General features: G+C 51.3%; 10 protein-coding genes. 7 read left to right on the top strand and 3 right to left on the bottom strand.

The window, feature by feature from the left end:
* Positions 1-108 precede the first annotated feature (108 nt).
* Both BLX24_RS16925 and BLX24_RS16930 read left to right on the top strand, forming a co-directional pair.
* Positions 109-2,004 carry an ABC-F family ATP-binding cassette domain-containing protein gene (locus BLX24_RS16925; RefSeq protein ID WP_071504369.1) on the top strand — a complete coding sequence of 632 codons (1,896 nt, stop codon included), beginning with the start codon at positions 109-111 and terminating at the stop codon, positions 2,002-2,004.
* A gap of 94 nt (positions 2,005-2,098) precedes the next feature.
* Entirely contained in the window at positions 2,099-2,749 is a 651-nt protein-coding gene (locus tag BLX24_RS16930; RefSeq protein WP_071504370.1) for a DedA family protein, read from the top strand.
* A 1-nt stretch (position 2,750) separates the two neighbouring features.
* On the opposite strand, the gene BLX24_RS16935 is transcribed toward BLX24_RS16930, so the two are convergent.
* Complete coding sequence (locus tag BLX24_RS16935) at positions 2,751-3,263, bottom strand: gamma carbonic anhydrase family protein (RefSeq protein WP_071504371.1); 513 nt, start codon at positions 3,261-3,263, stop codon at positions 2,751-2,753.
* Positions 3,264-3,366: 103 nt separating this feature from the next.
* A complete protein-coding gene (locus BLX24_RS16940) occupies positions 3,367-4,569 on the bottom strand; it encodes a sll1863 family stress response protein (RefSeq protein WP_071504372.1) in 1,203 nt (400 codons plus the stop codon).
* A 542-nt stretch (positions 4,570-5,111) separates the two neighbouring features.
* On the opposite strand from BLX24_RS16940, the gene BLX24_RS16945 reads away from it, so the two are divergent.
* From BLX24_RS16945 to murI, 3 genes are all read left to right on the top strand, one after another.
* The gene (locus tag BLX24_RS16945; RefSeq protein WP_071504373.1) at positions 5,112-6,926 is read left to right on the top strand and encodes a glycosyltransferase; all 1,815 of its coding nucleotides are present in this window, start codon (positions 5,112-5,114) and stop codon (positions 6,924-6,926) included.
* Between the two features lie 84 nt (positions 6,927-7,010).
* Entirely contained in the window at positions 7,011-7,541 is a 531-nt protein-coding gene (gene mog, locus BLX24_RS16950) for a molybdopterin adenylyltransferase (RefSeq protein ID WP_071504374.1), read from the top strand.
* A gap of 5 nt (positions 7,542-7,546) precedes the next feature.
* Positions 7,547-8,371 (top strand): glutamate racemase, encoded by an 825-nt coding sequence (murI, locus tag BLX24_RS16955; protein ID WP_071504375.1) that lies wholly within the window; start codon positions 7,547-7,549, stop codon positions 8,369-8,371.
* A 578-nt stretch (positions 8,372-8,949) separates the two neighbouring features.
* On the opposite strand, the gene BLX24_RS31740 is transcribed toward murI, so the two are convergent.
* Entirely contained in the window at positions 8,950-10,689 is a 1,740-nt protein-coding gene (locus BLX24_RS31740) for a PQQ-dependent sugar dehydrogenase (RefSeq protein WP_083422027.1), read from the bottom strand.
* Positions 10,690-10,793: 104 nt separating this feature from the next.
* On the opposite strand from BLX24_RS31740, the gene BLX24_RS16970 reads away from it, so the two are divergent.
* Together BLX24_RS16970 and BLX24_RS16975 are read left to right on the top strand one after the other, a co-directional pair.
* A complete protein-coding gene (locus BLX24_RS16970) occupies positions 10,794-12,344 on the top strand; it encodes a glucosamine inositolphosphorylceramide transferase family protein (RefSeq protein ID WP_071504377.1) in 1,551 nt (516 codons plus the stop codon).
* Between the two features lie 27 nt (positions 12,345-12,371).
* The gene (locus tag BLX24_RS16975; protein WP_071504378.1) at positions 12,372-13,934 is read left to right on the top strand and encodes a right-handed parallel beta-helix repeat-containing protein; all 1,563 of its coding nucleotides are present in this window, start codon (positions 12,372-12,374) and stop codon (positions 13,932-13,934) included.
* The last annotated feature ends 55 nt before the right edge of the window (positions 13,935-13,989 follow it).

Here is a 13,989-nt window from a genome sequence, read left to right on the forward strand (position 1 = left end):
AAAACTCTATATCACGCAACTTGAATTAAGAAATATAAGATATACAAAACGTTTATCTTATGCTGCCTCCCGCTCAGCGGCTTTGAGGCCCGAAGAATTAACAACACGATGAATTACCTATCAGCCGAAAATATAGCCAAGTCGTACGGCGACCGGATTTTGTTTAAAAACGTCAACTTCGGTATTAGCCGGGGCGACAAAATTGCCATCGTCGGAGCCAACGGGTCTGGCAAAACGACACTACTGTCTATTCTGGCTGGCAGTATTCCGCCCGAAGACGGTATCGTTTCACACCGTAAAGATATTACCGTTGGCTACCTCGATCAGCAACCGGACCTCAATAATGCACTGACGGTTATGGAGCTGATTCTGGCCGGGGAAAGTGCGCAGCTGGAAGCAGTTCGGGCCTACGAAACAGCGCTGGCCCACAACAATCCGGCCGAACTGGAACGGGCCATGGCCCTGATGGAAAAGCATGAAGCCTGGGACTATGAAGCGCAGATCCGGCAGATTCTCGGTGAACTGGGGATCCACGACGTTGAACAATCTGTGGGAACACTATCGGGCGGGCAGCGGAAACGGGTGGCCCTGGCCCGCGTTATGATCCAGAATCCTGATCTGCTGATTCTTGACGAACCAACCAACCACCTCGACCTCGAAGCCATCGAGTACCTCGAAAACTTCCTGAACACCAACAACGGCACGCTGCTGATGGTCTCCCACGACCGGTATTTTCTCGATGTCGTCTGTAACCAGATTGTCGAACTGGATAGCGGGCAGCTCTACAGCTATAAAGGCAACTACGCCTATTTTCTGGAGAAAAAGGCCGAACGGCTGGCCATTGAAGCGGCCGAACTCGACAAAAACCGCAACACATTTCGCCGTGAACTGGAATGGATGCGCCGCCAGCCCAAAGCGCGGAGTACCAAAGCCAAATACCGCGAAGATGCCTTCGATGAACTCAAGGACAAAGTAAGCGGCAAACGCGGATCGGCCGAACTTGATCTGAATCTGCGCACTTCGCGCCTCGGCAGCAAAATCATGGAGGTCGAAAATCTGTCGAAACGATTCGGCGATAAAATCCTGCTCGACCATTTTACCTATACCTTCAAGCGATTCGACCGGGTAGGGCTGATCGGGAAAAACGGGATGGGCAAAACCACCCTGCTCGAGATGATGACCGGTAAACTGCGGCCCGACTCGGGGGTAATCACAACCGGCGGCACCGTCAATTTCGGTTACTTTACGCAGTCAGACATGAACATCCCCGAAAACCAGCGGGTGATCGATGTCGTGCAGGACGTTGCCGAGGTAATGAAGCTGGCCACGGGCGAAACGGTTACGGCCAGTCAACTGCTCCACCACTTCCTGTTCGACCGGCAAAAGCAGTATGACTATGTGCATAAGCTCAGCGGAGGAGAAAAGCGACGCCTACAGCTTTTACTGGTGCTGGTCAGAAACCCGAACTTTCTGGTACTCGACGAACCAACCAACGACCTCGACATCACGACGCTGAACGTCCTGGAAGAGTTTCTGCTCAACTTTCCCGGCTGCATCCTGATCGTTACGCACGACCGCTATTTCATGGACCGGCTTGTCGATCACGTGTTTGTGCTGGAAGGCGAAGGCAAGGTCCGCGATTTCCCCGGCAATTACACCGATTACCGCGATTGGCGGGATAGTCAGCCAAAGAAAACCGAATCCTCAAGTACGGCGGCAGCAAAGAACCAAAAGGCTGTTACTGAGGTTAAAGAGGCAACAGGCAGCGTATCTCCGTCGCCGGAGCCGGCCAAAAAGCGGCTTTCGTTTAAAGAACAGAAGGAATACGAAAACCTCGAAAAAGAAATTGAGGACCTGGAACAACGCAAAGCCGTTGTTCTGGATCATTTAAACAGCGGTGGTCATCACGAACAGCTTACGGCATGGGCCCGCGAGCTGGAAGAAATCGACCAGCAGCTGACAACAAAATCAGACCGCTGGCTCGAGCTGGCAGAATATCTTTAAATTGCGAAAGAGCGAAAGAGCGGCCGCCGCGCGGTGAAAGAGCGAATGTAAAACCGCTCTTTCGCTCTTTCGTTCTTCCACTCTTTCATTCAATATGGATCAGCTTATCGGCTTTTTTCAGTACCTGCTCAACTCAGAAGAAATTATCCGCACCGGTGGCCTTGTGCTGATTACTTTGATCATATTTGTTGAAAACGGCCTGTTTTTCGGCTTTTTCCTGCCCGGCGACTACCTGCTGTTTTTATCCGGCGTGTTTGCCGGCACCAAGCTGCTCGCGGTACCGTTCTGGCTGCTGGCCGGCTGTATTTTTGCCGCTGCCGTGCTGGGATCGCTGACCGGCTACGGTACCGGCTACTTTTTCGGCACCCGGATTCAGGCACGCCCCGACGGGCTTTTCTTTAAGAAAAAGCACATTGATACCACCCGTCAGTATTTCGATAAGTACGGTAGCCGCACACTGGTCATTGCCCGCTTTCTGCCGATTGTCCGCACATTTGCGCCCATTCTGTCCGGCATTATCCACATGAATTTCCGTTATTTCATGTTGTATAATATAATTGGCGGGGCCATCTGGGTGATGACCCTGGTCGGCAGCGGCTTTTACTTCGGTGAGCGGTTTCCCGGCCTGATCAATTACGTACACTGGATTATTATTTTCTTCCTCGGTATCACTACGTTTACCGTCGTCCGCGGTTATCTGAACGCCCGGAAGGAAATGCGTGAGCAGCAGCCCGAAAAGGTATAGGCTACTCTTTAAACCATTCGGCGTACATCACATAGTTGTTGGCAGTCCGTGCAAACACCTCGCCCAGTTCGGGCGAAACAGTTTTCAGAAATCTGGCCGGATTACCGGCATAAATACTACCCGGCGGCACAATAGTCCGCTGGGTCACAATGGCACCGGCGGCGATGATACTACCCTCCCCGATCACTGCCCCGTCCATCACAATCGCTCCCATCCCGATCAGCACATTGTCTTCGATTGTACAGCCATGCACAATCGCATTGTGTGCAATAGAGACCGAATTACCGATGATGGTCTGGTGCTTCTGATAGGTGCAGTGAATCACGGCTCCATCCTGAATATTGGTCCGGTTGCCGATCGTGATGCTGTTAACATCCCCGCGAATTACGGCATTGAACCAAACCGTGCAGTCACGGCCCATTGTTACATCGCCAACAATTGTTGCATTGTCGGCATACCAGCAGTTCTCACCGAATTGCGGCGTTTTCCCCCGCACAGTTTTTAGTAAAGCCATACGTTTTGTGTTTGCATGTTTAGCAGCCACTAAGTTACGGCAGGGCATAAAAAAAACGATGCCAGCCAAAGGCCGACACCGTTTTGGGTGGATATAAATTGGGCTAATCGTTTTTCTTCAAATCCTCCTTCACGTCCTTTGCTGCATCTTTTACGTTATCGGCAGCCCGATCAAACCAATCTTCTACGTCATCCACAACCTTGTTGGTCTCGCGGCGTACCTTTTTAAAGTCTTCTTCCGACGAACGCTGAACCTTGTAGTACGCATCCCGTAAGTCACTACGTTTCTTTTCCAGTTCGTCAATTTTTTCTTCCCGGTCTTTACGATCCCGGCGACTTTCGTCTTTAACGTCCTGCTTCAGCTTATCGATCTTACTGTCGAGTTTGTCCATCTGCTCGTCAATCCGGTCGGCCAGCGAACGGCGTTCGTTTGTATACCGGTCGTTGTTGCGTGTGTTGTTACGATCGCTGTCGTCGCGGCGCTCATCCGAAGTCCGGTCACGGTCATCACGATTGCTCTGATCACGGTTACGCCCGTCGAACACCCCGCCTAAGAAACCACTGCGGTTATCGTCCCGACGGCTATTGCTGTCTGCATACCGGCTGTCGTCAGTCCGGCGCATGTCGCGGTCATCTCTGCGATTGTCGCTGTAACGGCTATCATCATACCGCGCGTCGCTGCGCTGATCGTCTCCGCGACGGTCGTCGCTACGACGCGTATCCCGGTCATCGTACCGGCGGTCACTGTTCATGCTGCGATCACGGTCGTCGCTGCGATAGCCGTAGCTATAGCCGTCTGTATATCCCCGGTCGTCATTCATCCGGCGAGGCTGATCATATCGCCGGTCGTCACCGCGCCGGTCGTCACCGCGGCTATCGGAATAACGGTTATCCGAATAGCGGCTATCGTTATAGCGGCTATCGTTGTAACGCCGGTCATCACTGCGACTATCATTGTACCGGCTTGCATATTCCTGCTCGCGGTAGTCATTCCGGCTCATGCGGCTATCATCGTACCGGCGGTCGTCGTCGCTACGGCGCATGTCACGGTCATCGTTGCGCGAATAATTTCGTGTATTGTTTCGGTCATAATCAGAATAGCGGTCGTTGGAGTTGTCCCGATTCGTATCAGAACGGTTTTCATTGCGTCGTGAGTCACGATCCGTATCGCGGTCACTGTCACGGTCATAGCGTGCCATGCGATCGTTACGGTCGTTCGTATTCCGGTCATCGCGCGAGGCATATTCTGATGTTGACTGCCGATCATTACGTGCTTTGTCTGAATCGCCGTATAACCAGCTTTCCATAGATGCACAAGACGAGAGACTGATAGTGGCCGCTATAAGCGAGCCTACTACCCATGTTCTTTTTATCATAACGTAGATTGGTAATACTGTTTACCGGTATTGCTTACTAAAAATATACCACAGGCAGAAAAACTATTCTGAAGAGACCACCTGGAGCGTTATATGCTACATAATCAGCCACTTATCTACAAATAAATTTATTCACTAAAAGCGTTAACTAAATTTAATCAGAGCAAACCTGTGGAGTAAAATACCTTTTGTGAGGAACAGAATAAACAACTTAAAAGCATTTGATCTTATTAAATCATAGTTAGTTTTGAACCTAAACTATGCTTTGTTAGTGTTACGCATACAAAAGGCTTGTTTTCACACCCGAAAGGGCCTTGCCGGCAAGCTGCTAACAGTAGAATTGTAGTATTTTTTCAGTAAATAATATTTTTATTTTGAGTAAGTCGTGCGCCGGATTAGTAGTTTTACGGCATTTTACTCAATATAGTGAATAGTAGAGGTAAGCCATAGTCTAAACTGCAAACCCTAGAACCTTGGAATCAGTATTTTCAACATCGAAACGTAAGCTCCTGCTCGAAATCGCCTGGGAGGTTTGTAATCAGGTAGGAGGTATTTACACAGTGATCCGGTCGAAAGTACCGGCGATGGTCGAAAAATGGGACGATAATTACGTTTTATTAGGTCCATATTTTCCACAAAAAGCAGCGGCAGAATTTGAACCCATCACCGACTCGGACGAAACCGAGATCGGTCAGACCGTCCGGAAAATGCGCCAGATGGGCTACGAAGTTGAATACGGGTACTGGCTCGTAACCGGCCGGCCGCGGGTTGTCCTGTTCAACATTCAAAGCATTATGCCGCAACTCAACGCCATTAAAGCAGGGCTATGGGAACGACATCAACTCTCCACACTCAACATCGAAGAACTGGTTAATCAGGTAATCGGGTTCGGGGAAATGGTACGCGTATTCCTGACGTTGCTGGCCGACGATCATGCCAAACGGGTTGACCTGTGCGCTCACTTCCACGAATGGATGGCCAGCACCGGTTTACCAGACCTGCGCCGCGACAATGTCAAGATTGCCACCGTGTTTACCACCCATGCTACCATGCTGGGCCGTTATCTGGCACAGAACGTAGATGGTTTTTACGGCAAGCTGCCTTTCTTCGACTGGCAGAAAGAGGCAAAAAACTACGGCATCGAGGCCCAGGCCACCATCGAACGGCTATCGGCACTACAATGCCACGTCTTTACGACCGTCAGTGATGTGACCGCCCGCGAATGCGAAGTGTTCCTCGGCCGGAATCCGGATCTGATTCTGCCAAACGGGCTCAACGTAACACGGTTTGCGGCTACCCACGAGTTTCAGAACCTGCACGTTAAGTTCAAGGCCAACATCCACGAATTTGTGATGGGCCACTTCTTCCAGAATTATTCATTTGATCTTGATAAAACCCTGTACTTCTTTACGTCCGGACGTTTTGAGTTTGTCAACAAAGGCTACGACCTCACCCTCGAAGCCCTTGCCCGGCTAAACTGGCGGATGCGTGAGGCTAACATGGACATGACCGTTGTGATGTTTATGGTAACCAAACAGCCATTCCGCTCCATCAACCCCGACGTACTCCATACACGGGCATTGCTCGACGAAATCCGCGATACGGCGAAAAACATTGAGCAGCAGGTCGGCGAAAAACTGTTCCTTGAGTCAGCGGCTTCCAGCGACCTCACTATGCCGGACCTCAACAAGTTTGTCGACGAATACTGGCGGCTGCGGTTACGACGGACCATTCAGAGCTGGAAAACAAAAAAACTGCCCAGCTTCGTCACCCACGATCTGGTTCAGGAAGATGCCATGACCGACTACATCAAACGGTGCGGCCTGCTGAACCATGCCCATGACCGGGTTAAAGTAGTCTATCACCCCGACTTTATTGCCTCGACGAATCCGCTCTTCGGATTAGACTACGGACAGTTTGTCCGTGGCTGCCACCTCGGTATCTTCCCGAGCTACTACGAACCATGGGGCTATACCCCGCTGGAGTGTGTCGTACGTGGTATCCCGACCGTTACCAGCGATCAGTCAGGATTCGGGGATTTTATCATGCAGATCATGCGTGACTACGAAAACCGGGGCATTTATGTGGTAAACCGCCGGTCACAGACGTTTAACGAAGCGGCTGACCAACTGGCCAACATCCTTTTCAAATTCGTTCGGGCCAGCCAGCGCGACCGGATTATGCAACGGAACCGGGTCGAAAGCATTGCCGAGGTATTTGATTGGAGTAACTTGCGTTCGTATTACGACACGGCACACGATTTAGCCGTGAAACGCCGTAAGCCGTAAGTAGCGTACCGTTGCTATTCATACTGCTGTATGCTACAGGGGCTGACAAAGCGTAGTAGCATACAGCATTTTTCTTTTTTCAGCATGCATATCCGAATTGGCATCATCAATGTATCTGACCGCGCCAGCGCCGGTATCTACGAAGACATTCCGGGCAAGGCCGTTGTTTCGTTACTGAACGAGTACCTGACCTCGGCCTGGGAACCCGTTTACCGTGTCATCCCCGACGAGCAGGACCAGCTCTCGGCAGCGATGATCGATATGGCCGATAACCACCAATGCTGCCTGATTGTAACGACAGGCGGTACGGGTCCTGCACCCCGCGATGTTACCCCTGAAGCGACTGAAGCCGTTTGCCAGAAAATGCTGCCCGGTTTCGGCGAACTGATGCGGCAGGAAAGCCTGAAATACGTGCCGACAGCGATCCTTTCGCGCCAGACCGCCGGTATCCGGAACCAGACACTGATTGTTAACCTCCCGGGCAAGCCGACGGCCATCAAGCAATGCCTGTCGGTGGTCTTTCCGGCAATTCCTTACTGTATTGATCTGATCGGCGGGCCTTACCTGACCTGCAACAGTGATGTGATAAAGGTTTTCCGGCCTAAACAGGCGTAGTTGCTATGCAGGAGTATCAACCAATCGGCGTCTTTGATTCGGGATATGGCGGATTAACCATTCTTAAATCCATTGTCAGCAAGCTCCCGCAGTACGACTATGTGTATCTGGGTGATAACGCCCGCACGCCCTACGGCACACGTTCTTTCGATACCGTTTACCAGTACACCCTCGAATGTGTCAGGCACCTGTTCGACATGGGTTGCCGGCTGGTCATTCTGGCCTGTAATACGGCTTCGGCCAAGGCACTGCGGAATATCCAGCAACTCGATTTGCCGCATATGGCCCCCGACCGGCGCGTACTGGGCGTGATCCGGCCAACAACCGAAATCATTGGTGAATACAGCCGGTCGCGGCATATCGGTATTCTGGCTACGCGCGGTACGGTCACGTCAGAGTCGTATCTGGTCGAAATTGAAAAGTTTTTTCCGGATATCGCCGTCTATCAGGAAGCTTGCCCGATGTGGGTCCCGCTGGTTGAAAACGGCGAGCATACGAGCCCCGGTGCGGATTACTTTGTCAGGCAACACATTGACCGGCTGCTCAGCCAGTCACCGGCTATCGATACGGTGTTGCTTGCCTGTACGCATTATCCGCTTTTGTTACCCAAGATCAAGGCGTTCATGCCGGAGCAGATCACGGTGTTAAGCCAGGGCGATATTGTTGCTAATAGTCTGGCAGATTATCTCAACCGGCACCCCGGCATGGAAGCGCAATGCAGCCGGCAAAGCAAACTGACGTTCTACACGACGGACTCCACCGAAGAATTCGGGCGGCAGGCCAGTCTGTTCTGGGGTACACCGGTCGAAGCGTCGAAACTGACACTTTAAAACGTAATGGATAATGTGTAATGAATAATACTGTCAAGAATGGGGTTCAGCTTCTATCCACACCGAAAGTCAGAACGTTCATTATTCATTATTCATTATTCATTATTCATTATTCATTATTCATTATTCATTATTCATTATTCATTATTCATTATTCATTATTCATTATTCATTATTCATTATTCATTATTCATTATTCATTATTCATTATTCATTATTCATTATTCATTATTCATTATTCATTATTCATTATTCATTATTCATTATTCATTATTCATTATTCATTATTCATTATTCATTATTCATTATTCATTATTCATTATTCATTATTCATTATTCATTATTCATTATTCATTATTCATTATTCATTATTCATTATTCATTATTCATTATTCATTATTCATTATTCATTATTCATTATTCATTATTCATTATTCATTATTCATTATTCATTATTCATTATTCATTATTCATTATTCATTATTCATTATTCATTATTCATTATTCATTATTCATTATTCATTATTCATTATTCATTATTCATTATTCATTATTCATTATTCATTATTCATTATTCATTATTCCCCCTCATCGCCCAGCGACAGAATATAATCAACCATTTCAGTGGCTTCGGCAGGATCGAGCTGCGGATGGGCACTCATGGTGTGGGTGCCCCAGACACCCCCTCCGCCCCGGATTACTTTTTCGACAAGCTTATCTTTCAGCCCTCTCTGATGCTGGTAGCGGTGGGCAATTTCATAAAAGGACGGGGCGGCCATCCGCTGATTATCGGTGTGGCAGCTCCGGCAATCACTCTGATTGATCAGCCTCTGCCCTTTGATACCGGTCAACGCCAGTAAAGGCTTGCCGGACGCTGTGGAGCCTGCGTTCAGGTTATAGTCAATCCGGACCAGACGGGCATCCGCGTTTTTATGCCAGAACCCGCTTCCGTATTCCAGCACGTACAAAGCCCCATCCGGGCTAAACGCCAGATCAACCGGCTTATTAAAGACCGTTCCGGCCATGAAGGGTTCCATTCGCCGATAGCTCCCTTGCGGCGTCAGCCAGATGGCGGTAAGCTGGTTCCGCATCCAGTCGAATGCGAACAACGCCCCGTCGTAATAGACCGGAACAGCACCTTTTTTACCTGATGACGAAGCATGATAAACGGCACCAACCATGGCAGCCCGCCCGCCTTCGCCCAGCAACGGAAACGGGTCTGACACCGCATACGGGTACCAGATCAAGGCAGGCTCTGCGGGTGGCAGTTGGTGCAGACCCGTATTATTCACCGAATAGTTGCGTAATTGGTCCGGGTTAAACAAGGCTCCGAAACGGTCTTCCGTAAAGTCATACGCACGATACGGCTGGTTATCGGCCACCACATAGGGCCAGCCATAATTACCCGCCCGCGTCGCCATGTTGATCTCATCGTAACCGCGCGGGCCGTGATGATCGTCTTTGCCATCGTCGGGACCAATGTCGCCCCAGAACAATCGCTTAGCGGCCGCATCGTAGGTGATCCGGTACGGATTCCGGCAACCCATGATGTAAATTTCCGGACGCCCGTCGGCAGCGGCAACTAAATTACCCGCCGGAATGGTATACGTTCCATCGGCGGTTGGATGAATGCGCAGGATTTTACCGCGTAAATCGCGGCTATTGGCCGCCGTCCGCTGAGCGTCATAGATGGTACGGCCGACGCGTTCATCAATGGAAGCATAGCCATCTTCAACAAACGCCGCTGTATTATCACCAACGGACAAAAACAGGTTACCGTCTTCATCGAAGGCCATTGAACCACCGGTATGAGCGTTGTTTTCGACTTCCCACGGGATTTCGAGCAAAACCTTTTCTGTCTGGTACAGCAGGCTGTCGCCGAGGGTAAACCGGGAAAGCCGCTGCCGAAGTGGTTGGCTACGCGGCGTATAGTAGAGGTAAATGTGTTTCGACCGGGTGAAGTCGGGGGCAAGGGCCAGACCCAGCAAACCCAGCCCGCGGTCGGTCATGACTGGCAGCTGGTTTAGTTTCCGTACATGATTATGGTCGGGGCTGTATACGCGGAAAGCGCCATACCGATCGATGAAAAAGACCCGCTGATCATCGGCCACTACCAGTTCCATCGGCTCATCCAGATGATCGGCCAGTACCGTCCGCGTAAAACATCGCCCGTCAACAGGGGTTTTGTCTGACCACAAAATGGCTGTCTGCCAATAGGTCGGCCTTTTCTGCGGTTTTTCCGTATCCGCAATGGTCAGAAAACCAAAACAGATACTTAAACACAGAACCAACACAAGTTTGTGGATCAGGCAACGCATTTTGTCTGAAAATGTTAACTAGTTTTGTCGTACGCTTATCAAAGATAAGACAAGTCGCTGTAATCTTTAAAAGTAAACATATATCTATTCACGAACGGTTACTTATGCAGTCGGAAATACGGGTTGGTCTGCTTCTTGATAGCGTACAGGTTCCGCACTGGCAGCGTTCGCTGGTAGATGACCTGCTGACGACCGGCATGGCCACTGTCTCGGTTTTTGCTGCACAGCCACCGCCATCTGTACCGCATTCGTTTTTATTTAACCTGTTTACCCGGCTCGATCGCGCGGCTTTTTCCCGCAATAGCCAACCGGATGCGCTGGCGAGCATGGTGCTTAATGCTATTCAGCGGTATCCTCCGGACGCACTGGCCTCATTCCCGCTGGATGTCCTGCTGGATTTGCGCCGGCATCCCGCCCCGCTTGTTTTTCCGGAAACGACGTCAGGTATCTGGTCTGTTTGCGGAGCCGCTGGAGAACCCTGGTATCTGATGGGTATGCAGGAAACCAGTCATGGGCAACCCGTCGCGCAAGTACAACTCCGGATGCAAACCAAACCCGATACCCATCCCGTTATGCTGGCTCAGTCATGGTCCTCAACGCACCCGGTATCGCCCCATCTGACGCGCAATCATCTCTGTTGGCGGGCATCGCAGTTGATTCTCCGGACACTGAAGCACCTGCACCGGACAGGCCCCGGCGCGTTCCTGCAGTGGGCTGGTCAGCAACCGGTTACCGGTTTACCCGTATTGCCGGCCATCCGCTTTTTGCAGTCGGTCGGTATGCTTTCGCGCTATAGCCAGGCCATCTTGCAAAAAATCAGGCAACGGGCCCGATTCAGCGACCAGTGGTTTTTGCTTTATCGCTTTGAACAACTGAATCCGGCAACTGATTTCCCGGCATTTACCCGCATCATGCCCCCGAAAGGCATGCAGTTCTGGGCTGACCCACATGTCGTTTTCCACGAAAACCGCTGGTACATTTTTCTGGAAGAACTACCCGAAGGCACAGCCAACGCTCATATTTCGGTTATGGAGTTACGGCCCGACGGCAGCTATACCCTGCCACAGCGTATTCTGGAACGGCCTTATCACCTGTCGTACCCGTTTGTATTCCGGTGGCAGGGAGCTTACTACATGATTCCCGAGACAATGGACAACCAGACCATTGAGCTTTACCGCTGTCTGGATTTCCCGCTGCGGTGGGAATTTGCCGGTAACCTGATGACCGGTATCCGGGCCGTAGACGCGACTCTGCTGTATCATGACGAAACATGGTGGTTGTTTGCATCCGAAACCGACAAAGGGCTCAAGCCCTGGGATGAGCTATCCATTTTTTATACAAACGACCTGCTTAAGGGCCCCTGGACGCCGCATCCGCAGAATCCGGTGGTTTCGGATGTACGGCGCGGCCGACCCGCCGGCCGCATTTTTCAGCATCAGGGGTACTGGTACCGGCCTTCGCAGAACAGTTCGGGAATGTATGGCTATGGCCTGAACCTGAACCGCATTACGGTGCTGACGAAAACCGATTATCAGGAAGAGATTATCCGGGCAGTTACGCCCGAAACAGCAGAAGCCCTGGAAGGCCTGCACACCTTCAGCCACGATCACGGCCTGACCGTGATCGATGGTTTCTGGTGGAAGCCAAATTCATAAAGCAAGTACCTGGTTAACCTGACGCCCATGAAGGCATTTTATCCGTTTATCGTTTCCGCATCGCTGGTTATTTTATCGCTGGCGGGCGGGCTGTCCTGCAAAAACCGCGTGATCGAAACCGTCACGCTGACGGGCATGGTCGATTTCGACCGCTACAAACCTGATAAATCGGGGGCGGCCGATGTGAGTCAGTTGCTGCAGCAAGCCATTGATGACTGCGTCGACCAGCAGTGTATTCTACTACTGAGCGCCGGTACGTACCGGCTCGATAAAACCGTCAACATCCGCGGGGCCCTGACCATGCGGGGGGCCGGTAAAGCGACCACGACCGAACGGGGTGTCACGCGGTTCATCACCACCTCACTGACCAACACGCTGATCAATGTGGAAGCGGGTGGAAAGAACGTGGTTTTCGAAGACTTTTCGCTTGAAAACACTGCTACCGCCACCCCAACTGCCGGTAGCGGCCTGCGGATTGTCGATGCCGACGGGACAGTGCTGAACCGGATGTCGTTCATTAATTTTTTCAACAACATCAGCGTCGAGAGCGGCATTTACTGGAAAGTAAATCAATGCTCGGTGTTTGATCCGGTTAACTACGGCATCTGGATCCGGAACACAAAAGTGGCTGACATCGGTGACATGAGCATTACCGCCACCGATTTTGTGACCAACTACATGCAGGAGCGCTCACCGGTAGCCGCCATTCAGTGGCAAAGCGGCGGGGGACTCCGGTTCCAGAATAATAAAATCAACTGGGCGGGCGGTTCGCGGTGGCAATACGGGCTTCGGTTAATGCCCGATGCCGGCGTACAGACCTCTGACTTTCTGATTACCGGTAACAGCATCGAAAACTGTACGGCACACGGGCTTTATGTCGGATCAACAAATAGCGATTACACGATCAACTCCCTGATTATGACGGGCAATCAGTTTGGAATCATCAACGACACCTCGGTTTTTCTCGACCTGCCGAACCGCGACGATAACCCGGATAATCAGGGCTTGCAGAGCGTTGAAATTACAGGAAATCAGCTCTATGGACAGTGGGGAATCCGGGCGCGTAATGTGAGCTACCTGAACATCGGTTCCAACCATTATTCCGTCTCGGTCGGGATGGTTAAGGTGGGGCGTTGCTACAGTGTCGGATACGTACCGGGCAACCTCAAGCCTTTTCCGAACCCGAACGGCCATATCTTGTACGAAAACGAAACCGCCGATGAGCTGACTGCCACACAGGGAAACCTTCAGCTCAATTTCAGCCGGGAGATCCCTGCCACCAATGACGGTGCCCTTTACGATATTGCCGTTAGTTCGCGCGCGGGGAGCATGATTACCGCCGATGCGACCGGCACCGTCGACGGCGTGGGTGATTTCGCCACGCACGTGGTCCGCTACGTCAGCCAGAACGGCGCTATGCCTACGATGGCGGTTGTCGGTAATGACTTCACGACAGGCAATGCTGCCACGTTGAACTGGCTGCCGTCCAATGACAAGGTTACGTTACAGATTGCCGGCCGGGGCGGGACGGCCCAAGGCACCCTGCGCCTGTCCATCGCCGGGCCCCTGAAGAAAATTGTGCAGCGGTGAGGGCTCTCTTTTGCGGTGGTATAGTGGTTTATCCCTGGCTATGATTTTCACTGAA

Origin of the sequence: Arsenicibacter rosenii (genome assembly GCF_001870735.1) — a bacterium.
GTDB classification, from domain to species: domain Bacteria; phylum Bacteroidota; class Bacteroidia; order Cytophagales; family Spirosomataceae; genus Arsenicibacter; species Arsenicibacter rosenii.